This is a genomic window from Demequina sp. NBRC 110052 (assembly GCF_002090075.1).
Classification (GTDB): Bacteria; Actinomycetota; Actinomycetes; order Actinomycetales; family Demequinaceae; genus Demequina.
The window spans coordinates 450,051-474,513 of the sequence record NZ_BBRI01000002.1; the positions used below are offsets into that span (position 1 = coordinate 450,051).

Below are 24,463 nucleotides of genomic sequence, written 5' to 3' on the forward strand. Positions count from 1 at the left end.
GGTAGTCTGGGAGCCGGACATCGACGAAAGGACCCCCGACGTGCGCATCAACGCCTTCCTGTGCGACACGGCCGAGGTCGTGCAGGGCAAGATCTACGCTCTGGGCGCCGGCTGGAACGTCATCAACGTGCGCAGCTTCCCTGCCGTGCACCGCCGCCTCACCCTCGCTGCGACCGTGAGCGTGCCGTTCACCGCGACCAACGAGTCGCACCGCTTCGAGGTGAAGCTGCTCACGGAGGATGGCAAGGAGTACCCCATCGGCCTTCGCATGGGCGACGACGGCAAGCCGCAGCCCGTCCACGGCGTCGCCGGCGAGTTCACGATGGGCCGTCCCCCGGCCCTCGTCGACGGCGACGAGCAGATCGCACCGTTCGCGTTCCCGTTCGACGGCCTACAGTTCCGCGAGGCTGGCATGTTCTCGTGGGTCATCTCGATCGACGGCGAGGAGACTGCGCGCCTGCCGATGCGGGTGAAGCTCGCGCAGCAGGCCTGATGGGCCTGTACTTCAGCGTCGTCTATCCGGCGATGCTGGTGCTGAGCGGCGCTCTCTTCGTGGTGGGCGCCGCCTCGCTCGCGTTCATCCGTCTCCACCCCGTGCTCAAGGGGCTTGTCACGGTCACCTGGATCGCTGTCGCGCTGCACTTCGCCGCGGTGGTCGTGGTGCTCGTCGGCGGCTCGACGGCAGGCATCGTCATCACCGTCGGCTACCTGCTAGCGTCGATCGCGCTGCTGCCGATCCTCGGCATCGGGCGACTCGGCGAGCCGCCCGCGCCCGGGGAGAAGGTCGACCCCGACCGTCCGGTGCTGCGGGCCGATCAGATCGCCCGGGTCGATGCCATCGCCGCGATGATCGTGAGCATCGCCCTCGCGGTGGTCGCGTGGCGCATCGAGGTCATCCTCGTCGCCGGGGCACCCGCATGAGCACGCCCGACGAGGCGGTCGGCTCTCGCAGACACGTCCAGCCGATCGCCCGGATCGCACTGATCGCGACCTACGCGATCCTGTGCCTCGCAGCGACCGGCCGTTCGGCCTATCAGATCTCCACCAAGCTCTCCGAGGCGCCGGTCCCCTACCTGCTCTCGGCGGTTTCTGCGCTGCTCTACGGCGTGATCGCGTACGCGATGTACAAGGGGATGCGCCGGCTCGCCATCGTCGGGTCCGCGATCGAGCTCGTCGGCGTGCTGACCGTGGGCGCGCTCGGCTACCTCGAGTCGTCATGGTGGCCCGACGAGACCGTGTGGACCGGCTTCGGATCCGCCTACGGCTGGGTGCCGTTGCTACTGCCCATCGCCGCCCTCATCGCGCTCGCCCGCGCGAAGGCGAGCACGACCGCCGCACCGGAACCCGCGTCGGGTGGGCCCGAGGTCACCCGCGCGGACGACGGGGACTGATCACGAAGCGGTGATGCCAGTCGTAGGCCGACTTGTCGGTCAACGACGCCACCTGGTCCACCGCCACCCGCAGGCGTGCCGCATCGTCCGACGCCGCACGATAGTCAGCGGCGAACTGAGGCTCCAGCGCGTCAGGCCCGCGCTCGGCGAGAGCCATGACCAGCTCCTTCAGGACCCGGCGCTGCTTCGCGTACGCAGGCGAAGCCTCACGCGGCGCCATAAGGAAGTGCACGGCAATCGCCTTCAGCAGCACAATCTCCGCGAGCGTCTCCTGCGGCACCACCAACTCGGCACGGAAGCGTGTGAGCGGGCCTTCGCCGTGCACCTGACGCGTCGCGGCGATAGTCGCGTTGCACATGCGGCCGATCAGCTGGCTTGTCATGTCCTTCAGCGCCGCCAACGACGCGCGCGAGCCGTCGAAATCCTCTGCCCACCAGCCCCACGCGCGCAGCCGGTCGAGCGCGTCGAGCAGCGCGTCCTCGTCCGTCCACCCGTACCACTCGAGCGCCTGCGCGGCGACACCCTTGGCGCGCTCGAGATCCCGCAGAACGCGCAGAGAGACCCCGTTGTGCACCACCGAGTCCTCGACATCGTGTACCGAGTAGGCGATGTCGTCCGCGAGGTCCATCACCTGCGCCTCGAAGCTTGGGCGCCGCGCGGGAGCGTCCTCGCGCAGCCAGTCGAAGACGGCGCGATCATCCTCGTACACGTTGAACTTGCGCACCGCAGTGCCGTCCTCACGCGTCGGCAGCTCAGTCTCGCCCCACGGGTACTTGACGATCGCGTCCAGTGACGCGCGGGTGAGGTTCAGGCCGAGCGGCTCACCCGTGGACGGGTGCACGGTCTTGGGCTCGAGCCGGGTGACGACGCGCAGCGTCTGGGCGTTGCCCTCGAAGCCGCCGATCTCCCGCGTGACCTCGTCCAGAGCCCGCTCTCCGTTGTGGCCGAACGGCGGGTGCCCCAAGTCGTGCGCGAGGCACGCGGCGTCCACGACGTCGGGGTCGCAGCCCAGCGCCTTGCCCAGCTCGCGGCCCACCTGCGCGACCTCGAGAGAGTGCGTGAGCCGCGTGCGCACGAAGTCGCCGGAGCCTGCGCCAAGAATCTGCGTCTTCGCGCCGAGCCGCCGCAAGGCACTCGAGTGAAGGATCCGCGCGCGGTCACGCGCAAACGGGGTGCGATTGGCCGTCTTCGGAGACTCGGGGACGTAGCGGTCCTCGTCGCGCTCCTCATAGCCGGGGCTGTTGACGCTCACCACTCGATGCTAGCCCGCCTGCCAGGCGGTTCGGCCGAGCGCGGCACTCACACCGCGCGATCGCGCGCCTCGGTCACACGTGACCGCGCCAGCCCTCCACCTCGCGCAGCACCGCAGTGAGCGTGGGCCCGAGCCCCGCACGCACTGCGACGCCGAGTCCCTCGGCGTCATCCGAGGCGCCCGCGAACCCTGGGATGTGTTCCAGGAAGCCGATCACCATCACCGACCGCAACGCCTCGGGCGCGGCCACATACGCCTCATCGAGCAGCTGCAGCACCTGCATCGTCCTGCCGCTCGGACCACCGCGGAGCTCACCCAGCAGCCACGCCGTGATGTCCTGCATCAGCAGCGTCGGCAGCATCTCTCCCTCGCACTGCTCGAGATGCGCGGCGAGCACCCCCCGCAACGGGGCCACGGTGTAGGCGAGATGCCCAAAGAATGCGACCACGTCGGCGTACTCGGGGTGAGCCTCAGGCTCATGCACCCCGAGATGCGGGTCGACCGGGAAGCGGCGGTGCGCGTCGGCGTTCATGAGCGAGAACCTAGTCGATGCGTCAGCCTCCCGAGACGCTCAGCTCGGCCTCGCGCAGGCGCTCCTCCAGGTCCGGGGTGATGTCCTGCGTGTCCAGCCAGCCCTCGGGGCACGCGGGCTGACGTGGGCTTCCTTGCCGTCCGCGAGCGCCCTCGGCGCCCTCACCCGGGTAGGGCGTGTCGAGGTCGAGCGAATCGAGGATGCCCCGCAGCTCGGCGAGCGTCTCCACCAGGCCGAGCGCGCGTCGGGCCTCTCCCCCGACGGGATAGCCCTTCAAGTACCAGGCCATGTGCTTGCGGATCTCCCGCATGGCCTTGTTCTCGTCGCCCCCGAACGTGTCCACCATGAGCTCGCCGTGGCGGTAGATCGTGTCCGCCACGATGCTGAGCCCCGGGCGCACGCGCTCCGCGCGACCCTCGAACGCGGCCTGCAGATCGGCGAACAGCCACGGTCGGCCCATGCATCCACGGCCCACGACCACCCCGTCGCACCCGGTCTGCTCCACCATACGCAGAGCGTCCTCGGCCGCCCAGATGTCTCCGTTGCCGAGCACAGGGACGGTTCGGACCGCGTCCTTGAGACGCGCGATCGCCTCCCAGTCCGCAGTGCCCGAGTAGTAGTCGGCTGCGGTGCGGGCGTGAAGAGCGACGGCGGCGGCACCCTCCTTCTCCGCCGTGCGAGCGGCGTCCAGGTACGTGAGGTGGTCCTCGTCGACGCCCTTGCGCATCTTCACGGTGACCGGGATGCCGTGGGGCTCGGCGGCGCGGACCGCGGCGCGCACGATGTCGCGGAACAGGTCGCGCTTCCACGGCAGTACCGCTCCACCGCCCTTGCGGGTCACCTTCGGCACCGGGCAGCCGAAGTTCATGTCGATGTGGTCCGCGCGATCCTCCTCGGCGATCATCTTCACCGCAGCACCGATCGTCGCCGGATCCACCCCGTAGACCTGCACCGAGCGAGGCGTCTCGTCGGGATCGTGGTGGATGATCCGCATGCTCTCCGGCGTGCGCTCCACCAGCGCGCGCGATGTCACCATCTCGGCCACATACAGGCCCCCGCCGTGCTCGCGGCACAGGCGCCGGAAGGCGGCATTGGTCACCCCGGCCATCGGCGCCAGCACCACGGGCGTCTCCACCTCGAGCGGACCGATCTGCAGGGGTGGCAGCAGGCGCTGCGCAGAGTGGGACGACGTGCTCATGCGTCTATTGTCGCTGAACGAACGAACCCGCCTGCCCGCAGGGCACGGGCGAAGCCGCACACGGCCCGCCCGGGCTGCTGAGGGGTGGCCCGGGCGGGCCGGCGTGCGGGGCGAACCCTCGGACGGCCCGGGCCGTCCGATCCCAGACGCATCAGCGCGGGCGCACGTGTGGGGGCCAGCGAGCGCTACAGCACGGTGGCGCCTGCAGAGTCCGAGCGCAGCGATCCCGCCAGCTCGGACCTGCGCTCCCGCGCCATACCCGTACGCGCCGCTCGCCGGCGGCGCGAGGCGATCGCCAGAGCGACGCCTCCGCCGAGCAAAGCGAGAATGCCGAGCAGCAACCATGCGACGAGCACGGTCATGTCCGCGCCGCCGATGCTCTGGGATGCTGCGTGTCCCACGACCCCCCAGGTCGTGGAGAATGCCGCCGGCACACCGAAGAAGAGTGAGCCGCCAGCGAGGCCGGTACCCGCGAGCAAGCGGAGTCCGGCCCTCGTGTCTGCTGATGTCATCGCCATGGAAATCGTGCCTCCCCCTGAGAGGCTGCCCGGGCGACGGTGCAAGGCTGCGATCGGTTCCGATACGGCACCGCCCCCGGGTTCAGCCTTGATCCCGGCCATGCTCGCCCGAATACGATTCGGACGAAATGTGACATTCTTCACATTAGCCTTGTGCGTCCGGTCCGTACACCCCAGTGAGGTTAACTCTGCGTTAACTCTCCCGTGCTGCGGCGCGCGCGTGCTCGGGCCGACGCAGCGGCTCCCTAGTGGGCTGTCTCGCCCGGCGCCAGCACAGCCTTGAACGTGCGCAGCATGATCGACACGTCGCCCAGCAAGGACCAGTTCTCGACGTAGTAGAGGTCCAGACGCACCGCATCGTCCCACGTGAGCGCTGAGCGGCCGCTCACCTGCCACAGTCCCGTCACGCCCGGCCGCGTCAGCAGCCGACGCTTCGCCGAGTCCGTGTACATCGCCACCTCGGCAGCGATCTGCGGACGCGGACCCACGAGGCTCATGCTGCCACCGAGCACGTTGAGCAACTGGGGCAGCTCATCGAGCGAGTACTTGCGCAGAATCCGCCCGATCGGAGTGATGCGGGGATCGTTCTGCACCTTGAAGAGCGGGGTCTCCGAGGTGCCCTGCTCGCGCAGCAGCGCGGCGAGCTCCCTATCAGCACCGGGCCGCATCGACCGGAACTTGAGCATCGCGAAGGGCTCACCGCCCAGACCGATGCGCTCGGACCGATACAGAATGGGCCCTGGACTCGTCGCCCTCACCGCAATCGCGAGCGCGATCAGGATCGGCGACAGGAGAGCGAGCAACACCGCGGAGACGGCCACATCGAACGACCGCTTGAGGAACCTGTTGCCGCGCGAGAGCTCCGGCGTATCCACATGCAGCAGCGGAAGCCCCGCCACGGGACGGGCATGGAGACGCGGATCTCCGACGCCGACGATGCTCGGCGCAAGCACCAGGTACTGCTCGCCGGGCCGCAGCTCCCAGCTGATCTCCTGCACCCTGTGCGCGGTCAGCACGTCCGCGCTCGTGACGACCACGGTGTCTGCGCCCGCCACCGCCATGGCTCCCTGGACATCGCTCGGATCTCCCACGATCGGCACAGAGGTCCCTGCGACCATATCGCCGGCGGCGCCTCCCGGGACCGTGGCCCCCACGACGCGATACCCCGCGTGAGCCGTGCGCCCGAGCTCCTCTGCGATCTCGCGCACCGAGCTCGACGATCCGACGAGCAGCACGGTGGAGCAGTACTCACCGTCCAGGCGGCGCGCGCGGAGCCACAGTCGCCACAGCCAACGCTCGACGAACAGCGCGAGGAGACCCAAGGGCACCGTGAGGAAGAGGAACGGCTTGATCGACTCGACGTCGAACACGTACGCGAGAGTCGCCGTCACGCCGAACACCATGAACGTCGCGTCGAACACGCGCTCGTATTCGCCGGAGCCGAAGCCTGCGACCCGAGGCGCCCTGGTGTCAGCGAGCGCGAGCGCAGCCTGCCACGACACCAGCAGCAGCACAGGAAAGCCGAACACCAGGCCGACGAGCGGACCGATGGGCGTCTCCGCCGGGAGCTCCACCCCGCCGTACAGCGCGATCTCCGCTGCCCCCACGACCCACACGAGCGCCGCCAGGTCGGTCACGAACAGGCGCCGCGCATACGTGCGCCGCCAGTCCGCTCTGCGCGGAGGCGACCCCAGGTTCGCGCCCTCTGCCTTGATCCGGCTCGGCGCGGCGGCGATGGCCGCCACCCCTGCCGTCCTCTGATCCGTCATTCGTCCGACCCCCCACCTGGTCGTTGCACGTGCCTCGCGGTCCCACTCCCGCATACGGGGCGTCCCCAACCCCGCCGATGACTGCTCGAGCGCTACCCACGCTAACGGACAAATGTGACGATCATGTGACATCCATCACATTTCAGACACTCGTTCAATGTCGCGCTCGGATCCGAGCAGACCGCGAAGGATCTCGGCGTGACTGGCCGCCGCCTGAGACGGCAGGTACTCCTTCGCGGCCTCGAGGCGTCGGCTCCGGTCGGCGTCAGTGTCCTGGCGCTGGCGCGCCCGCACGAGTCCGGCGGCGAGCGCAGACACATCGTCCACCGGGACGACCTCGCCGAGCGCCGGGTCGGTGATGATGTCGGCCGGGCCGAAGTCACAGTCCGTCGCCAGGACCGGCACCCCGCACTGCAGGGCCTCGACGAGCGCCACCCCGAAGCCTTCCCACCGCGAGGCGAGCACGAAGCAGTCCGACGCCGCGATCTCGTCCTCGGGAGCGGACACGTAGCCGACGAACTCCACCGTCTCGCCGAGCCCGAGCGAAGCGGCCAGCTCGCGGAGCTCGTCACGCATCGGCCCGTCGCCGACGAGTCGCAGGCGTGCGCCGTCGAGGTGTGGAGCCGCGAGCGCGAAGGCCCGCAGCAACTGGTCCTGACCCTTCTGTCGCGCGAGCCGCGCCACGCTGACGAACGTGAAAGGCTCGCCGGCCGTCCGCTCGTGCGCCGTCGGGCGGAGGTCGCGCACAGGGTTCTTCGCGAAGTGCACCGGAGCGCGGGACGACAGGTGCGCCGCCGCATACCGTGCGAGCGAAGGCGACACGGCGAGCACGGCGCTCACGGACCGCGCGACCCACGCACGATAGGCGACGAAGGCGAGCTTCGTCGTGACGTTGCCGTCCGCTTCCTCGACCTGGGGATTGCCATGGAGGTGTGGGACGAGCCTGACGGAGCGCGCGCCACGCGTCGCGACCCACGCCACCGTCGACGCCTCCACCTGCGGAACCACGAGCAGGTCGATCTCTGCGCGCCGCACGAACCGCCTCAATGGTCCCGCGAGCGACATGAGCCGCGGGACACCCAACTCGTGCTTCGTGTACGGCACATCCGCAAGCTCGGGCTCCTCATAGTGAGAGGCGAACGCCACATGGACGTCGAACTCGTCACCGTGTTCCCGCGCGAGCGTGCTCGCAAGCTCATGGACCACGCGTTCGATGCCTGCGAACACCGGAGACGGCGGCACCACATAGGCCACCCGCGGGCGGCGCGCTTCCTTGCTCTCGTCGGCAGAACCCCCACGGCGTCGGCGTGGGAGCACCTGTCCATACACGTCGTCGTAGTCGCGCTGCATGCGTGCGACGGTGAATCGCTCGGACCCGCGCCGGGCGCGCTCACGCCAGTCCCCCAGCGCTCCCTCGCCTGACATGAGCTCGCGGAACGCGTCCGCAAGCTGCCCCGGCGCATGCGTGTCCACCAGGTGACCCGCCGCGCCGTAGCCGAGCACCTCCGGGATGCCACCGACGCGGGTCCCGACTACGGCCGCACCGGCGACGCGCGCCTCCATGACCGTCAGCGGGCACGGATCAGCGAGCGAGGCGGTCACGACCACGTCCGACTCGGCGAGGTACGGCCACGGCGTCACCGTCGCGCCGAGAAAGTGCACGCGATCCTCGAGCCCGGCGGACTCCACCTGCCGCTCGAGATCCTGCTGGGAGGGACCCCACCCGAGGATGTTCAAGTGCCACGCGGGGTGCTCCTCGGCGACGCGACGGAAGCCCTCGACGACGTCGTCGACCGCCTTGCGCGGGTGGAGCCCGGACAACGTGGTGACCGAGGGGCGGCGCAGGGCTCCGATGTCGTCGAACGGCAGGCCCTCGCGCGCCGAGCCGGCGGTGCCGTTGAGCACTGTGACCACCTGCCAGTCGGGGTAGCGCCGGGAGCGCAGCAGGCGCCTCTCCGCCTCGCTCACCGCGACCACCCTGCGACCCGCACGCATGAGCCAGGAGTGGGCGTCGAACGAGTTGTGCATCGTCGTGACGAGCGGCGCGCGGAATGCGAGTGACACGGGAAGGGCGATCACTGCCGACGACATCATGTGCGCATGCAGGACGTCCGGCTTGACGCGCCTGACGAGCTTCGCGAGGGCTACGGCGTTGTCGATCGCGTGCCGCTTCGAGTCGGGCTCGGGCAGGTCGGTGACATGCACGCCGCGCGACGCGAGCACGTTGTCGTAGTCGCCTCGCGCGCTCGCGAACCACACGTCGTGCCCCGCCTCCGCCTGGGCGCAAGCGAGGTCGACGGCGAGATGCACGCTTCCGTTGCCCCGAACCGCATGCTTGAGCAGGTGGACGATCTTCATGTGCCGCTCTCCTTCCCCGAGCGTGGTGGCCTCACTTGGGCGACACCTTTCCCCCCAGTGCACGTTCGGCGGTCCGCGTGGAGACGCGAGCCGTCGGCTGGTACTCGAACCCTCCCTGTTTGCCGAGCGACTGCACCCCATGACTCCTCAATGTGGCGATCTGCTCGGACGCCCGGGTCGCGCTTCCGTGGGTGTACACGGGGTAGACGCTCTCGAGCAGGTGCGTCCCCTCGATCCTGAGATCTCCGTCGAAGAGTCCGTGCTTGCGCACATGTGTCAGGAAGCCACTCTCCGCGCTGTTCACGTCCGGCGCGCTCTGCGACGCAACGACCTCGACGCAGAAGTACTCACGACCCTCTGCAGTGCCGTAGAAGTCGGAGTGCATCGTCAGGCGCTTCCAGTCGCCCGAGTGCGAGAAGTTGTACAGGATCGATGTCGAGAATCCCCTGTCACCGGCGAAGCTGCACAGCAGCGAGATGATGGTGACCGTCGGGAGCGGCTCGGCGTTCACGCCCACCAGTTCAAGCGCCCGATGCACCGGGATGGTCGAGACCACCTGCCGCGCGGCGACCTCGACGCCCTCGGCACGCACCATCGCCACATCGCCGGTCGCCTCGATCGCAGTTGGGCGGCACCCGAGCACGAAGTCGACGCCGGTGTCGCGCAACCGATCGACCACCGGCCCGTACAGCGCCGCGAAGCCCTCGCGCGGTCGCACGAGCTGGCGGTTCGGAGTCGCTTCGGCCGCGTCGTCGGACGCCCGACGCGGCGCGATCCTTCTCGCAGCGGCGGAGCCGAACGCGGCGAGCCTGGGGCGCAGTGCCGCGCTCTGAGCGATCCACATCATCCTCGCGCGCGCGAACTCCAGGTCGATCTCCTCGGCGGGACGTCCGTAGAAGCGCTCGATGTAGTGCTCGAGCCCCGTCCGGTGCGCGAGCCTCGCGCCGACCCAGAAGCGCGCGAAGTCACGTGCGTTGCGCTGGCGCCGGTGGCGCAGCCTGCAGCCCACGAGCGAGCCGGCCATTCGCGCCCACTCCAGCGGACCGGCGGCGATGAGATCGTCCCGCACTGAGATCGGGTACTCGGCGATGCGCCCCTGCGGATTCAGACGCGACCAGCTCGGCTCGACCGGCACGTACTGCGGCAGCAGTTCGGGGAACCGATGCACCAGCGGAGAGTCATCCTGGAAGATGAGGCTGCCGACATCGAACGTGTACGGGCCGATCGAGAAATCGAGGTGGTTGCCGCCGGCCTGCTGGTACTCGTCGAGCACCAGGACGGAGCACGCCCCGCGCTCGACGAGGACCGATGCGGACACGAGACCGCTGATCCCGGCGCCGAGGACGACGGCGTCGTAGGTGCTGTGGCGTGCCCCCCGGTCCGCCACCTCAGTGCACGACCCTGCCTGGGGGCGCGCCGCTCGTGAGCCGCAGATACTGCTGGCGATGCCCGAAGCGCGCGCGAGCGAAGGCGTGTAGAGCGTGACGCGAGGAGCTTGGCACTGTCGGCGACCTCCCGTGAGTGTGGGGATGAGGTACGCACGTCTGCCCGTCGATGTCGGGTGACGCTGGTGATTCGTGGAACCCGGCCGAGAAGATGAATCGCACGCTAGCACAGCGCCCCTCGGCGTCCGCAAGGGTCCCCGTGCAACTGCTCGTGCGTACTCGGGCAGCGGGGCGTCAGGTCACCGTCGCAGGCGTGGGACCGACGCGGGAAGCCGCCGGGGAATGCCGCATGGCCTGGCTGCCGCCTTCGTCGGCGCGCGCGGCCTCCTCGCGCCGATGCGCGACCACGATGCCCGCGAGCACCCCGAGGCACATCCACAGGAGCCCATCGGTTGGCGACAGATCCGGACCCGAGACGATCTTCGTGGCGAGCACCGCCGCGAGCACCCACACCACGGGACGCGCCCGGCGCACCGCGAGCGCGGGACCGACGACGGCGGCGATCGCGCCCACGAACAGGAGCGTGCCGACGAACCCGGTGGTGCTGAGCAGGGTCGCGACGAACGAGGAGGCGCGCCCGCTGCCGAGCCCGACGCCGAAACCGTACGTGTCGAGGAAGATCTCGAAGGACCGCGCGTCGGTTCCCGACCTCGCATCGAACGAGTCGGACTCCACCTTGTCGCCGACCACGCCCGTCACCCACGCGTAGATGGCCGGCGCCGCCGCGACCAGCAGAACCCCTGCTCCCCATAACGTCGCGGCGGAGGACGGCGCCAGCACCGCGCGGCGCCCGAGGAGAGCGCCGAGAGACACGACGGCGACGAGCCCGAGCATGATCATGCCGACCACGACGAAGGAGGTCGACGTCGAGACGGCGCCCAGCAACGCGGCCACCGTGCCGACGAGCAGGTGCGCGATCCTGCGCGCACCTCCCACCTGGCGCGCGCGGGCGATCGCGTACGTCATCGTCGCGATGACCACGCCAGCCAACGCCGCCGGCTCCGAGGTGATGCCTCGGAAGCGTTCGACTCCCCCAGCTGCGGTCTCGATGTACGCGAAGGTGGGAGAGTTGTCGAACACCCCCTCGGGGAATGGAACGCCCTGGTGAACCGCAAGATAGCGCCACCCAGAGAGCAGGATCGCGGCATACAGCGTGAGGCCGATGGCCTGGGGACCGATATGCGAGGTGTACGCGAAGATCACGACGACGCACACGCTCAGGCCGAGGTAGACGATCTGGGCGACGTTCGACATGGTCAGGTCTCCCGCGGCGAGCACGGCGCCGGACGGAGTCTCCGTGCGCAACCCGCTGAACAGCAGCGGCGCGACGACAGTCACCAGCACCGACCAGCCGAAGAAGCCGAGGAACAGCCCCCACCCGGGCATGCCCGCGAGCCGCCGCAGGTCTCCGCGGGAGCCAAGGAACCTCGCTCCGAGCACCACCACCAGTCCCGCAGCCACGGCGTAGAACGTCGGCACCGCGACAGGTCCCAGCACGAGCGCGGCGCCCGCCGAGGTGGCTCCGGCGAGCGCCAGGGCGCGGTCATAGCGTCGCGTCGCCAGGCCGTACAGGACCAGCAACGCGGTGCTGGCAGTCAGGAGCCCCATGCCCGTAAGGTACCTTGCGAGGGGAAACAGCGCCGTGGGTCCAGGTGGTGGATCCATGCGCGTGCGCTCACCGCAGTCATCGGGAGGGGACCCATGGAACTGCTGGACTATCTCCGCGCCATCCGCAGAAGCTGGCTGCCGCTGCTCGCCGCCACTGCGATCGGAGCGATCGCCGGCGCGATGTATCTCTCGTCGGCGCCACAGGTCTACGAGGCCTCGACCCGCATCGTCGTCACCGCCAACGAGCCCGTCGGCATCCAGGATGCGCAAGCAGGCGTCGACTTCGCATCGAGTATCGCGGCGACCGTCGCGGGGATCATCGACTCGCCCGTCGTGCTCGAGCCTGCGGCGGCAGCGCTGGGAGGTGGGACGTCGACGGGCGACCTCGAGGCCATGGTCGGTGTGACCACCCAGGTCGCGACGGGCCTGCTGACCGTCACGGTCAGCGCGCACGAGCCCGGCCTCGCGGCCGATGCCGCTGCCACCGTCGCACGCTTCGCCGTCGAGGTCGTGCCTGACAGCGTCGGAGGCGAGAACCTGGCCGGCGACGACGCCCTCCGCCTAGAGATCCTCAGCCAGCCTGAACCTCCGTCGCAGGCGAGCTCGCCCGACGCGAAGCGCGTCCTGGTGCTGACGGGACTGATCGGCCTCGGCATCGGCCTGGTCGTAGCAATCGTGCGGTTCACGCGCGACGATCGCGTGCGTACCCGCGACGATCTCGCCACGCACGGCATCGGCGTGCTCGGCGTCGTCCCGGTGCCCGCACGCCGAGCGACCGCGCCGGACGCGGACCGCACCGAAGTGCCCGCCTCGTACCAAGAGCTGCGCACGCGGCTCCTTCAGGCGGCTGACACTGCAGGCCACAGCGTGCTGGTCGCTCCGCTGTCCGCAACCGCGTCGGATGCGGCGGTGCCTCACCAGCTCGCCCTCGCCTTCGCCCGCAGCAATCGCCGCACACTGCTCGTCGATCTCGACGGACGCGAGCAGCGGGCGTCTCGCCTGCTCGAACTCGCCGACTCCCCGGGCGCCATGGAGGTCCTCGCCGGTGAGGTCGACCCTGACTCGACCGTCGTCGCGACGCACGAGCGGGGGCTCTGGGCGTTGCCAGCCGGCCACGCCGCCGCTGATCCCGCCGACCTGCTCGAGCGGCCCTCGCTCTCGCGGCTGCTCCGATGGGCCGAATCGCAGTACGACACCGTGCTCGTCTCAGTTCCGCCTCTGCTCGACGTCGCCGACGGCGCCATCGTGGCAGGCGAGGCCTCCCAGGTGACGCTCACACTCCGCGCCGGAGCCGACTCTCACGCCTCGCTGCGCGCCGCCACCTCATCGCTTCCCGAGAGGCCCGGCGTCCTCACCGGCGTGGTGCTGATCGGCGCGCCGCACACGTGACGCGCTGGCCCACCACCCCGATCCCGCAGCACAGGCCGCACGAGAAAACCCTTGCCAGCATCGGCGGCACATAGGTAACTTAAGGGACGAATCGGTGGCGCGCGGGGGCTCTGTCGTGGCGACAGCGCGAAGCCTGTTCGTGAACGACCGAGTCACCGTGCCAAGCGAGGGGCGGGGTGTCATGGGCGGCGTACTCGTGCACGAATGGCTCGCGCCGGCAGGCGGCAGCGAGAACGTCTTCGAGGCGATGGGACGGATCTTCCCGGACGCCGACATGCTCTGCCTCTGGGACGACTCGCAAGGGCGATTCGCATCGGAACGCCTGCGAGAGACCTGGCTCGCACGTACCCCACTGAGACGCAGCAAGGCGCTCGCGCTGCCGTGGATGCCGCTGGCGTGGCGAATGCAACGTGGGCCCGAGTACGACTGGGCCCTGATCAGCTCTCACGCCTTCGCGCACCATGTCGACTTCGGTCGACCGGATCTCCCTCGCTTCGTGTACGTGCATACGCCCGCGCGGTACGTCTGGACTCCCGAGCTCGACAAGCGCGGGTCGAGCGCGACCGCCCGGCTGGTCGCCGCGACGCTCAAGGGTGGCGACAGGCGGCGCGCCCACGCAGGAGCGCAGTTCGCCGCGAACAGTGAGTTCGTCCGCGCACGGATCGCCGCAACCTGGGGCACCGACGCGGCCGTGATCCACCCGCCCGTGGACGTCGAGCAGATCCAGAGCCGCGACTGGACTGCCGAGCTGTCGGACGACGAGCGGCGGGTCGTCGACGATCTGCCCCAGACGTTCATCCTCGGCGCATCCCGATTCATCCCCTACAAGGAGCTCGACGTGGTCATTCGCGTGGGCGAGGCCTGCGATCTGCCGGTGGTGCTCGCCGGGAGAGGCCCCGAGCTGCCTCGGCTGCGCGAGCTCGCAGCCGAGTCGACGGTACCGGTCACGTTCGTGCTGTCGCCCTCGAACCCCCTGCTCTGGACCCTGTTCAGCAGGACATCGGTGTACGTCTTTCCCGCCGTGGAGGACTTCGGGATCATGCCCGTCGAGGCGATGGCCGCAGGCGCACCCGTGGTCGCGCGCAACGTCGGCGGCACCGCCGAGTCCATCGTGGACGGCGCGACAGGCGCCTTGACGGAGTTCGAGTCGGCTCAGGGCATGGCCGCCGCCGTGGATACGGCGCTGGCCACCGTGCGAGAGCACCGGCTCGAGCACGCCCGACGCTTCTCGCAGTCGCGATTCGCGACAGAGATCCAGGAGTGGGTCGCCGCATGAGCGCCCGGACCGTCGTCGTCAACGGAGCATTCCGACCTCAGCGAGTCACGGGACAGCAACGGTATGCCCGTGAGATCGCTGACCGGCTCGTCGCGCACCACGGGTTCGCCGAGCATGAGCCCACGGGGCACTGGGTCGGATCCTCGCTGCGCGAGTGGGCCTGGGCCGTCCTGCGACTGCCGCGGCTCGCTCCGAGCGCAGTCCTGGTGTCGCTGACGTCGCGCGCGCCCTTCGCACGCCGTCAGGTGCTCGTCGTGCACGACCTGTTCGTGCTCACCAACCCCGAGTGGTTCTCACGCAAGTACGTCCTCACGCACGCTCCGATCCTTCGCGCACAGCTCAGGATGGCGGCCGCGGTGGTCGCCGTGAGCGAGCCCACCGCGGCCGAGGTTCGCAAGCGCTACGACGGTGAGGTGGTCGTCGCCCCCAACGCCCCCAGTGACGTGTTCGCCACGGTGGAGCACGACGGCACACCGACGCTCGACGCGCTTGGACTCACACACGGGCAGTACCTGCTCACCGTCGGCAGCCGCGATCCTCGCAAGAACCTCGCCATGCTCGCGCAGGCGTACAGCCTTGTGCCCGCACCAGTGCGCGAGCAGCATCCCTTGGTCATCGTCGGCGGCGGAGCCTCGATCTACCGGGGGGAGCCGATCGACTGGCCCTCCGGGACCGTCGAGGCCGGCTACGTCTCGGACGAGGACCTCGCAACGCTGTACGCGGGAGCACGCGCGGTGGTCTTCCCTTCCCGCGCCGAGGGCTTCGGCCTGCCTCTGGTCGAAGCTGCGGCCGCCGGTGCCGCGGCTCTCGTGGTCTCCGACCTGCCAGTGTTCCGTTGGATCTGCGGGGACGACGCAATCTACGTCGACCCGACTTCGGCGCACGCGATCTCCGCCGGACTCACTGCCGCGATCGAGGAACGAGCGCCACGCATCGCCATCGACCTCGACCGGTTCTCATGGGACACCTCCGCGAGATCCGTGGCCCAGGCCTGCAACCAGGTGGCGGGACGGTCATGACCACCGCCCACTCGCGCGCGCTGACCGCGGCGATAGTGATCGCTTCAGCGAACCGGCCCGAGCTTCTCGGTGAGCTCACGGCCAGACTCGCGGCGCAGACCATCACTCCTGTGGCGAAGATCCTGTCAGTGCCGACGGCCGAGAGCCTTCCCGACGAGATCGACCCCTCGTGGGAGGTGGTGACAGGCACAAGAGGGCTCGCAGCGCAGCGCAACGCAGGCCTCGCCGCCCTCGGCGACCGCGCCGATGTCGTGCTCTTCTTCGACGACGATGCCGTGGTGCGTCGCGACTTCGTCGAGCGTGCGCTCGAGTTCTTCACCGCCCATCCTGAGTGCGTCGGACTCACCGGGCGTGTGCTGCTCGACGGCGCCGCGAGCAAGAGCTACGGCGAGGTTCCGCTTGACGAGGCGGATCGGCTCGTCGAGAGGTCCGAACGTGAACCCCTCACGGGTGAGTTCACGAGGGGTCGCACGCTCTTCGGCGCGAACATGGTCTTCCATCGGACGAAGGCCCCCGGTGTCCTGTTCGACGCACGACTGCCGCTCTACTCATGGCTCGAGGACCACGACTTCGCACGCCGCCTCATGCGCCACGGGTTCCTCGCCCACGTCGAAGACTGCGTCATCGTTCACCGCGGCGCAGCGTCGGGCGGACGCACCAACCATGTGCGCCTGGGCTACTCGCAACTCATGAACCCGATCCACCTGAACCGCACCGGAAGCTTCCCGCTGTGGCTCTCCGCGTGGGAGATCTTCCGTCCGACGGCCAAGAACGTGGTGCGCAGCGTCATCGGGCCCGAGACGTCGTGGCGCCGGGAGCGCCTCAGAGGCAATGCGCTCGCATTGCGCGACGTGCTGCGCGGTCGCATCACACCCGAACGGATCTCCACGCTGTGACCGCTCCATCACGGCTCGAGCGCCGCACGTCTGACGCGGACGAGTCCGGATGGCGGCGCAGAAGCGCGCGAGCCTGGGCGGCGGTCGCGCTGAGCCTGGCGGCCATCACCGCCGCCGTGGTCGCCGTCGACAGGCTGGGCGGGACAGGCGACGTGATCGTGAGAGCCTCATCGGCCACGGAAGGCACCGACCCGAACGACCTCGTCCGTGCCGCGCGCGACCTCGACGAGCCTGCACGCGCTCCCGAGCGCGCGATCGATGAACCCCTCGGTGAGCCGGACTACGCCGCGTGGGCGAACGTCGATCCCGTGTGGGTGTCGCGCACTCCCGCCAAGGGTTCGTGGCTCACACTCGAATGGCACGACCCCGCTGCGGTGAGCCACATCCGACTCGACGGCGCGGGCGGCCCCGCTCACGCCTATTCCGCAGCAGTGGTCACGTTCGACAACGGCGCCTCGGTGTGGGTGACGCCTGACCGGCACGGCAACGTCTCGGTCGACATCGAACGGGTGTGGGTGACGAGCGCCGAGATCCGATTCGTCGATGGCGCACCGGGCTCCGAAGCCGTGGCGCTACGCGCTCTCTCACTCGACGACTCCGGCTCCATCCAGAGCGGAGGGGCGGCGGGGGCACCCGCTCCTCGCGTCTCGAGCGCACAGGCGGGCGACTCTGCAGCGGCCCTGGCCGACGGGAGCATCGAGGAAGGCGACATCGGCGCGACCTGGTCACCCGACACCGCAGACCAGGCACCGTGGGCCGCGCTGTCGTGGGACGAAGCGACCGCTGTGGCGAGCGTCAGCATCGCCGGATCCACGGACGGCGGCGATCCGATGCACGGAACGCTCGTGTTCAGCGACGGCAGCACGATCCCTGTGAGCGGCGTGGCCTCCGGGACGCACCCCCTGACGACCATCGCTATCACGCCTCGCCGCGTCACGTGGCTGAGATTCGAGATTGCTGGCGACGCCGCACCCGTAGGCGAACTGCGCGCATACCCTGCGGGTTCGACGCCGCCGCGATGGCCGACGACGCGCGGCGTCGAGGTCGACGCGCCGGACGGGCCCGGGTGCACCGCGTCGTCGGCGGCGGTCGGCACCTCGAGCGGTGCGGAGCTGGCACTCGTGTGCCCGGCAATAGGTACCGCAGTCTCCGGCGATACGACGGTGGTGGTAAGCGCGGCGCCTGGGTCCTCCGTCACTGCAGCGGCGTGGGACCCGCGCTTGCAGAGCATCACGGACGTCGCGGAGTCAGTCGCCGACAGCGACGGGCGTGCAGTGCTCATGGTCGAGCTGGACCGACTGCAGCATGGGCCGGTGGCTCTCAAGGTCACGGCGCCCTCCGCCGCAGCTCCGCTCTACCCACAGCTGTACAACGTCTCAGGTGTGGCCGTCACGTCCGACGGCTTCGCTCCTGCGGGCATGACCCTCCAGTACGAGGACGACTTCTCCGAGCCCCTCTCGCTCACGCAGGAGGGCCACGGCGCCACCTACTCCGCCACTAAGCCCGACGCTGGCGGCAGGGGTGAGTTCGGCGACGCCGTGTTCGCAGATCCCGCATGGGGCACGGACTCCATCGGCACCTTGAAGGAGGAGTACCTGCGCATCAAGGTCGAACCGCTCGGTACGCGCGACGATCCATGGGGCTGGGAAAGACAGCACACGGGAGGCATCCTCTCCTCTGCGCGCGTCGGCGGGTCGGGGTTCTCAGCCCAGTACGGCTACTTCGAAGCCCGCATCCTCGCGCCGGCCGCAGCCGGATCGTGGCCCGCGTTCTGGATGCTGGACACCGAGAGCGCCCGGGCGCCTGCCGATGCCGCCGGAGAGATCGACGCGGTGGAGCTCTACGGTCACAACCCCACCGGCAGCTGCCACACCGCGCATAACTGGCTCTCCGACTCGGACGCGGTGGGGGTTGACTGCTTCCACGACAACGGCATGACTGACTGGGCTCTGACGTGGCACACGTACGGAGTTCACGTCCGCCCCGACGGTGCCGACATGTTCATCGATGGCAGGCTCATCACCTCGTGGAGCAACCTCGAGCTGGATGCACTTCCCTACTTCTTCCTCATCGATCTCGCACTGGGCGGCGGGTGGCCGGTCCACCTCGAACCGCTGGGGGAAGAGATCGAGATGTACGTCGACTGGGTACGCGTCTACACGTGAGGCGTCACGCCGCGGAAGGCTGTCGGAAGCGCATCTCCACGAGCCGTGACGCCAGCGCACGCGGAGCGACGAGCGTCGCGATCGACCAGCCTGCGACCATCAGTCTCCGTTTCGCCGAGTCCGGCCCCGGAACGAACGGAGAGGCCACGGCATCGCCGAGCATCCGCGCTCGAGAGTCACCCGGCAACGGCCGGTCCTGAGGACGCATCCTTCGCGCCGCGACTCTCAACTGGAGCAAGTGGCGCCCGCGGAACAGCGGAGCGTCCCCATCGGCCTCGTTGCCCGACAGCGCAAGCGCGAACCGATGCCTCTGGAGCGCCCTGGCCACATGGTCGCTGAAGCGGCGTGGATCAGCGAGGAGGAAGCTGTCGTTCTCTCCATGCTGTCGGTAGCGCGCCTGGGGGCGCTCTACCGTGATGACATCACCGAGGTAGGGCGCCGCGGCGAGACACGCGGAGTCGGTCCACGCGCCGCACGTGCCGTCAAGAGGGAACAGCTTCTCGAGGAAGGTGCGGGCGTACACGTTGCCCGTGCCCGGCGGCGTCGGGTACTCGCCCGTGGCCCGCATCCACCGACGGACGTCGTCCGGCGTCGGCACTCGGGCGAACTCGGGGAAGCGCGAGCCCGTGGGGATGCCGTCCCGGTCGATGCGGATCATCGGAAACTGCACCTTGCTGACGCGGTCGCTCCAGACGATCGCGACCTCGCGGGCGAGCGTCGGCTCGAGAAGGTCATCGGAGTCGAGGAACACGATCGCGTCGCCCGTGGACCTCGCGAACCCGACGTTGGATGCCTCGCGCGCTCCCGCGTTGGCCTGGAACACGGCCGTGATGCGATCCCCGTACGCGGCGATACGCTCCCGGGAGTCGTCGGTGGATCCATCGTCCACGACGATCACCTCGACGTCCGGCCAGTCGACGGCGAGCGCGCTGTCGATGGCGGCCTCGATGAAGCGCCCATAGTTGTAGTTGGGGATCACGACGCTGAGCCGCTCCATCATGCGCGACCTCCTGCGATCGCGCGGCGCGCCGTCCTGTACGTCGTCCTCGCCAGGTAGGCCCCCTCGATGGTCGCGAGCAGCGGCGCGCGCAAAGGCGTTCCCGACCGGGCGATGGTGCCCTCACGCCACATCGTCGAGCCTCTGAGCGAGGCGAGCGGCCCCTTCCACGGCTCCGTCGTCCACGTCTCCGTCCGCCCGAAGTCGTGCGATCTCGTTCCCACCGCGAGCGCCGTCGCGTCATCGGCCGTCGGCCAGACGATCGCGCGCCGCAGCCGCTTCCAGGCGCCAGGCGCATCGGCCAGGACCTTGGCCTCGCCGCCGGCGGCAACGTCTTCCTGCATGTAGCGCAGCACACCATGGAACGCCTCGCCCTCGAGGGGCAGCACCTTCTCAGACCAGCCGTCGACCTGTTCGAGGTTCGAGACCACGGCACCGTCCCGCTCGTCGAACCGCCTGACGCTCGGGAGCGCAGGCTCGAAGAGCCATTCCACGAAGTGCCAGTAGCGGAGCAATGAGCTGCGGGCCCGCCAGGGCGCGTAGCCGTCCGAATGCTCGATCAGGCCGTAGGTCGGCACGCGGGAGAGGTCCATGCCCGGCGCCCGCTGGTGCGCGATCAGGGCGGCGGAGACGCGCAGCTCGGGGAAGCCCTCGGCGAGCAGCAGTCCGGTAGTCCCATAGAGACCCGTGTCGACGAGCAGCGCGTGCTGCGCTCCTCCGAGGGACTCGCGCACGTGCCGGGTGAACCGCTCTGCCTGGACCAGGAGCTCTTCACGCGCCGGGGCGGCATCGGGGTGCGTCAGAACGGCGAGGACCGACGCAGCGTCGGCGGGCTCCTCGCCTCTCGGGATGTCTACGTCCATATCGACGCCCGAGAGCGCCTGTGCCGCCTCGCGGGCCGGAAGGTGCGAGAGCTCGCGCTGGATGGCCGTGCTGGCGGCCGGGCCGAACCGTGCGGACGTTCCCGTCAGGGCGGGCACGAGGGCGGGACGAATGGAGGTCAGCCGCGATGTCATGAACGGTACGGTCGCGGTCGGGGCGGGCCTCGCGACCGCGTCACCGAACCTCAGATACGCCTCGCGCAACCGCAGGCCCCCTCTGGCGCAGAACAGCATGGCCGTACCCTCAGGCACCTCGATCAGGCTCGCCAGGCTCATCAGCCTCAGGCAGAACTCTGCGACCACCGGACCGAGCACCGCTCGACCGAACTCCTCTGGCGTGGCCTCGACCATCACCTCACCCCCTTGAGTACATCACCAGCGCTTTCAGCCTTCCCACCGCGAGCGCGACCCCAAACGCGTGCCCCCGCGACAGATGGCGCGCGGCCCACCCCGCCGCAGTCGCTCTGCCGTAGTCCGCTGCCCACGTATCCCCCACGTGCAGGAAGTGCTCCGCCCCATAGCCTTCGAGGTCCGCCACCTTCTCGAAGATCCCGCCGTGGTGCTTCGTCGCGCCGAGTTCCGAACTGGTGTAGATGCGGTCGAACGGCTGCAGGCCGAGGACCCGCACCAACAGTTCGCCGACGTCGTCCGGCGCGTACCAGGTGTCGCTCGTCGCGATCACGCGCTGTCCCCGAGCGCGCGCCTCATCGATGATCGCGAGCGCTGGAGCCCCTGGCTTGAGCCGCTCGGCATCGACGTCCTTCTCGCACTCGGCAAGCACCGAGGCGGCTTCGCCTCCGAGGCCGACGCTTGCGACGGTCGCGCGGCAGATCGCATCGAACCGGGGATCAGCCCCGGGCCGTTCCATGCTGATGGCCCGGTACGCGTTCGTGTGCGCAAGGATCCGCGCCGCCGCGAGCGCACCCGGATCCACTCCCAGCCGCGGGGCGGCACGACGTCCGGACTTGACGAAGCGCTCAACCTGAGTGCTTCCGTCACGGAGCAGCACCGTGTCGAAGATGTCGAGCGACAGCACCGCCGGAGCCGGGGCGGTGACCGAGTCCTGCAGCATGCCGACGCTCACGGTGACCTCCGTGGGAGTGGAACAGCTCTGACGATCCGCCGCCATGCTAGCCCGAAGTGGCCGTTCGGCACTATCGATTTGTCCCAAGTGCCCCTAATGTTGACCCGTGGCCTCCGCCCCCGAGAAGGACCCGAGCTTCAAGCGTGCGGCAGTTCTCATGACGGCGACGAGCTTCCTCGTCCCCGCCGCAGGACTCGTCACCGCACCCATCCTCGCCCACGGCCTCGGCGCTGAAGGGCGCGGACTCCTTGCGGCTGCCCTCGCGCCGTCGGCGCTGATGCTCAACCTCGCCACGCTTGGCCTCCCCGACGCGCTGACCTTCCATCTGGCGCGCCGCCCCAGCGTCACGCGCCCGACGGTCTTGTGGGCGTCGGTCGCGACGCTGGCCGTCGGCATCCTCTCCGTCGCTGTGACGGTGTTGCTGCTGCCGTTCCTCGCGGATGGCGACTCCGAACTCGGCTCCCTGATCTTCGTGGCGAGCGCGTCGACCGTGCCCGCGCTCATCGTGGGGGTCGTGCGCGGGGCCGCGATCGGCCGCCAGATGTGGAAGCACGTCGCTATCGAGAGGCTCATCCTCACGGCGGGCCGTGTCGTCGCGTTCGGCGTGCTGTTCCTCACCGACACACTGACGGTGCTCACCGCCGTGATCGTCAACGTCGCACTGCCGGTCCTGGCGGGGGTCGTCTACATCGTCGTGGGCGCGAGGCCACCGCTCGATCAGGACAAGAGCGATGGAAGCGACGGCACGCTGAAGCCGCTGTTCGGCTACGGCGTGCGGGTCTGGTGGGGGTCGGTGGCGTCGATGACGCTGTCGCGCCTCGCCCCACTGCTGATGGTGCCCCTGTCCACCGCCTACGACCTCGGGCTCTATACGGTCGCCACCACGGTCTCCGACCTGCCGCTCGTGGTGGCGCTGGCGATTCAAGGGGCCCTGTTCGGCGTGGGAAGCCGCGATCAGCTCGCGTCGCGGGTCGCCGACACGTCGCGTCTCACCCTGCTGCTCGCGATCGTGGGTTCCTCAGCACTGGCGCTCACCTTGCCGTGGTGGATCGAGCCGCTCTTCGGACCGGAGTTCGCGCCGGCGCTGTGGCCGACGATCCTGCTCCTGATCTCGGCGTGCGTCTGCGTTCCCGGCCTCATGACCGCGAGCGGCCTGAGCTCGTGGGAGAGGCCCACGCTCCGGAGCGTGGGCCTGGCGATCACCCTGGTAGCCAACATCGCCGCGTTCGTGATCCTCGTCCCGCCGTTCGGTGTGTGGGGCGCGGCGTGGACGAGCCTGATCAGCAATGTCGTCATGACCGTCTTCATGGTCGTGATGGCGGGTCGCGTGCTCGGCCTGTCGCCCTGGGCGTTCGTGCGGATCACACGCGACGACGTGGCCCGGGCGTGGACCCTCGGCATGTCTGCGAGGGACCGTGCCTTCGCGATGGCGCGCCGCTAGCGTGCCGGTCAGCAGCGCCTAGCCCGGCCCCGCGTCCGACGCGCGGGCCGGGTCAAGCCCTTCGCCGTCGGCTCCCTCGACGGCGGCTTCGGCGACGTCCTCGTCGCGAATCGCGTGGCGTCCGACGACCAGCGCCCCGATCGCGGTGGTCAGCGGCACGGCGAGCACGAGCCCGATCGACCCGACGAGTGTGCGCACGACCTCCTCGGCGAACTCAGCGGACGTGAGCGTGACGCCGAGGCTCTGGCTGTAGAGCGAGACCATCATGATCGTGGGCAGTGCGGCCCCGACGTAGGCGAAGGCGATGGTGTAGACGGTGGAGGCGATGTGATCGCGGCCCACGCGCATGCCGCGCCTGAAGAGCTCCCAGCGCGACATGTCTGGCCGCACGGCGCGCAGCTCCCACACGGCGGAGGCCTGCGTGATGGTGACGTCGTTGAGGACGCCGAGCCCCGCGAGGATGATGCCGCACAGCACGAGGCCCTCGAGCGATACCCCGCGGTACCAGAACTCGAGGTGCACGCCCTCCTCGTTCCAGATGCCTGTCAGCCTCGAGGCTCCCACGGCCCACCAGGCAAGGGCCGCGGTGATCATCAGGCCCGCGAGCGTGCCGAGGTACGCAGTGGTGGTACGAGCGTTCGGGCCGTGCGCAAGGTACAGCAGCACGAAGAGCGCCCCAGAGCCGGTCACGAGGCCCACGATCAGTGGGTCCCCGCCTGCGAACAGCGCGGGGATCGTGAACAGGATCACCACTCCGAAGGCGGCGACCAGACCGAGCAGCGCACCGAGCCCGCGCCAGCGGGCGACGGCGAGCACGACGAGCACGTAGGCGATCGCCAGGATCAGCAGCGGCGAGCCGCGCTCGAAGTCGGCGAACACCAGGTACCCGTCGGGCAGTTCGAGCGCGCGGATGACATCGCCCGTGCGGATCTCGAGGGCGGGGTCCCCGGTGCCGAGCAGGATCACCTCACCCTGATCCTCCTCGCCCCGGATCAGCGCGCCGTACTCTCCCTCGACCCCGCTCGAGGCTGGCCCGATGATCTCGGCGGTGACCCACCGCGAGCCCTCAGCGGCCGTGGGCCAGGTGCCCAGCTCGTCGGCGTCCTGAGGCCACACGACGGCCGCGCCGACCAGGGTCAGGAACAGCACCACCCCCACGATCGACGCAAGGATGATCGACGTGCGCTCGCTCGCCCGGGGAGCGGACTCGAGCGCGGTGCCGTGCGAGTGGCCCGCGCCCATGG

The 24,463-nt window shown here is 69.6% G+C and carries 21 protein-coding genes; 9 read left to right on the plus strand and 12 right to left on the minus strand.

The window, feature by feature from the left end:
* Positions 1-40 precede the first annotated feature (40 nt).
* Genes B7K21_RS02140 through B7K21_RS02150 form a run of 3 tightly spaced genes read left to right on the plus strand, consistent with a single transcriptional unit; the run spans position 41 to position 1,391 of the window.
* Entirely contained in the window at positions 41-493 is a 453-nt protein-coding gene (locus tag B7K21_RS02140; protein ID WP_144016024.1) for a hypothetical protein, read from the plus strand.
* Entirely contained in the window at positions 493-921 is a 429-nt protein-coding gene (locus B7K21_RS02145) for a hypothetical protein (RefSeq protein ID WP_084073371.1), read from the plus strand. Before B7K21_RS02140 ends, B7K21_RS02145 begins: the two co-directional genes overlap by 1 nt.
* A complete protein-coding gene (locus B7K21_RS02150) occupies positions 918-1,391 on the plus strand; it encodes a hypothetical protein (RefSeq protein ID WP_234989140.1) in 474 nt (157 codons plus the stop codon). The genes B7K21_RS02145 and B7K21_RS02150 overlap by 4 nt, the downstream gene beginning before the upstream one ends.
* Here the strand turns inward: B7K21_RS02150 and B7K21_RS02155 are convergent.
* The 8 genes from B7K21_RS02155 to B7K21_RS02190 form a co-directional block, all read right to left on the minus strand.
* Positions 1,366-2,643 carry a deoxyguanosinetriphosphate triphosphohydrolase gene (locus B7K21_RS02155; protein ID WP_234989141.1) on the minus strand — a complete coding sequence of 426 codons (1,278 nt, stop codon included), beginning with the start codon at positions 2,641-2,643 and terminating at the stop codon, positions 1,366-1,368. The two genes, B7K21_RS02150 and B7K21_RS02155, sit on opposite strands and share 26 nt — an antisense overlap.
* Positions 2,644-2,716: 73 nt before the next feature.
* Positions 2,717-3,175, minus strand: coding sequence for a hypothetical protein (locus tag B7K21_RS02160; protein WP_084073375.1), 459 nt, complete (start codon positions 3,173-3,175; stop codon positions 2,717-2,719).
* Between the two features lie 22 nt (positions 3,176-3,197).
* Positions 3,198-4,373, minus strand: coding sequence for a tRNA dihydrouridine synthase DusB (gene dusB / locus B7K21_RS02165; RefSeq protein ID WP_084073377.1), 1,176 nt, complete (start codon positions 4,371-4,373; stop codon positions 3,198-3,200).
* A gap of 185 nt (positions 4,374-4,558) precedes the next feature.
* Positions 4,559-4,885: a hypothetical protein gene (locus tag B7K21_RS02170; protein ID WP_144016025.1), complete on the minus strand. Its 327-nt coding sequence runs from the start codon at positions 4,883-4,885 to the stop codon at positions 4,559-4,561.
* Positions 4,886-5,136: 251 nt separating this feature from the next.
* The gene (locus B7K21_RS02175; protein WP_084073379.1) at positions 5,137-6,660 is read right to left on the minus strand and encodes a sugar transferase; all 1,524 of its coding nucleotides are present in this window, start codon (positions 6,658-6,660) and stop codon (positions 5,137-5,139) included.
* A 135-nt stretch (positions 6,661-6,795) separates the two neighbouring features.
* Positions 6,796-9,018 carry a glycosyltransferase gene (locus B7K21_RS02180; protein ID WP_159448381.1) on the minus strand — a complete coding sequence of 741 codons (2,223 nt, stop codon included), beginning with the start codon at positions 9,016-9,018 and terminating at the stop codon, positions 6,796-6,798.
* A 31-nt stretch (positions 9,019-9,049) separates the two neighbouring features.
* The gene (locus B7K21_RS02185; protein ID WP_084073383.1) at positions 9,050-10,405 is read right to left on the minus strand and encodes an NAD(P)-binding protein; all 1,356 of its coding nucleotides are present in this window, start codon (positions 10,403-10,405) and stop codon (positions 9,050-9,052) included.
* 292 nt (positions 10,406-10,697) lie between these two features.
* On the minus strand, positions 10,698-12,071 hold the full coding sequence (locus B7K21_RS02190) for a hypothetical protein (protein WP_159448382.1): 1,374 nt from the start codon (positions 12,069-12,071) through the stop codon (positions 10,698-10,700).
* Between the two features lie 93 nt (positions 12,072-12,164).
* On the opposite strand from B7K21_RS02190, the gene B7K21_RS02195 reads away from it, so the two are divergent.
* From B7K21_RS02195 to B7K21_RS02215, 5 genes are all read left to right on the plus strand, one after another.
* Entirely contained in the window at positions 12,165-13,460 is a 1,296-nt protein-coding gene (locus B7K21_RS02195) for a polysaccharide biosynthesis tyrosine autokinase (RefSeq protein WP_159448383.1), read from the plus strand.
* Between the two features lie 139 nt (positions 13,461-13,599).
* Positions 13,600-14,736 (plus strand): glycosyltransferase, encoded by a 1,137-nt coding sequence (locus B7K21_RS02200; RefSeq protein WP_200806228.1) that lies wholly within the window; start codon positions 13,600-13,602, stop codon positions 14,734-14,736.
* Complete coding sequence (locus B7K21_RS02205) at positions 14,733-15,755, plus strand: glycosyltransferase family 1 protein (protein WP_084073392.1); 1,023 nt, start codon at positions 14,733-14,735, stop codon at positions 15,753-15,755. The genes B7K21_RS02200 and B7K21_RS02205 overlap by 4 nt, the downstream gene beginning before the upstream one ends.
* Positions 15,752-16,651 (plus strand): glycosyltransferase family 2 protein, encoded by a 900-nt coding sequence (locus B7K21_RS02210; RefSeq protein WP_084073395.1) that lies wholly within the window; start codon positions 15,752-15,754, stop codon positions 16,649-16,651. The genes B7K21_RS02205 and B7K21_RS02210 overlap by 4 nt, the downstream gene beginning before the upstream one ends.
* Positions 16,648-18,816 carry a family 16 glycosylhydrolase gene (locus B7K21_RS02215; RefSeq protein WP_084073397.1) on the plus strand — a complete coding sequence of 723 codons (2,169 nt, stop codon included), beginning with the start codon at positions 16,648-16,650 and terminating at the stop codon, positions 18,814-18,816. The genes B7K21_RS02210 and B7K21_RS02215 overlap by 4 nt, the downstream gene beginning before the upstream one ends.
* Before the next feature lie 4 nt (positions 18,817-18,820).
* On the opposite strand, the gene B7K21_RS02220 is transcribed toward B7K21_RS02215, so the two are convergent.
* The 3 genes from B7K21_RS02220 to B7K21_RS02230 are packed head-to-tail and all read right to left on the minus strand — an operon-like array spanning position 18,821 to position 21,778.
* Complete coding sequence (locus B7K21_RS02220) at positions 18,821-19,816, minus strand: glycosyltransferase family 2 protein (RefSeq protein ID WP_200806229.1); 996 nt, start codon at positions 19,814-19,816, stop codon at positions 18,821-18,823.
* Positions 19,813-21,048, minus strand: a complete 1,236-nt coding sequence (locus B7K21_RS02225; RefSeq protein ID WP_084073399.1) for a hypothetical protein — start codon at positions 21,046-21,048, stop codon at positions 19,813-19,815. The genes B7K21_RS02220 and B7K21_RS02225 overlap by 4 nt, the downstream gene beginning before the upstream one ends.
* Position 21,049: 1 nt before the next feature.
* Positions 21,050-21,778 (minus strand): HAD family hydrolase, encoded by a 729-nt coding sequence (locus B7K21_RS02230; protein ID WP_159448384.1) that lies wholly within the window; start codon positions 21,776-21,778, stop codon positions 21,050-21,052.
* A 106-nt stretch (positions 21,779-21,884) separates the two neighbouring features.
* On the opposite strand from B7K21_RS02230, the gene B7K21_RS02235 reads away from it, so the two are divergent.
* Positions 21,885-23,219, plus strand: a complete 1,335-nt coding sequence (locus tag B7K21_RS02235; RefSeq protein WP_084073404.1) for an oligosaccharide flippase family protein — start codon at positions 21,885-21,887, stop codon at positions 23,217-23,219.
* Positions 23,220-23,237: 18 nt separating this feature from the next.
* Here B7K21_RS02235 and B7K21_RS02240 read toward each other — a convergent pair whose 3' ends face one another.
* Positions 23,238-24,461, minus strand: a complete 1,224-nt coding sequence (locus B7K21_RS02240) for a YibE/F family protein (protein WP_234989142.1) — start codon at positions 24,459-24,461, stop codon at positions 23,238-23,240.
* Between the last annotated feature and the right edge of the window lie 2 nt (positions 24,462-24,463).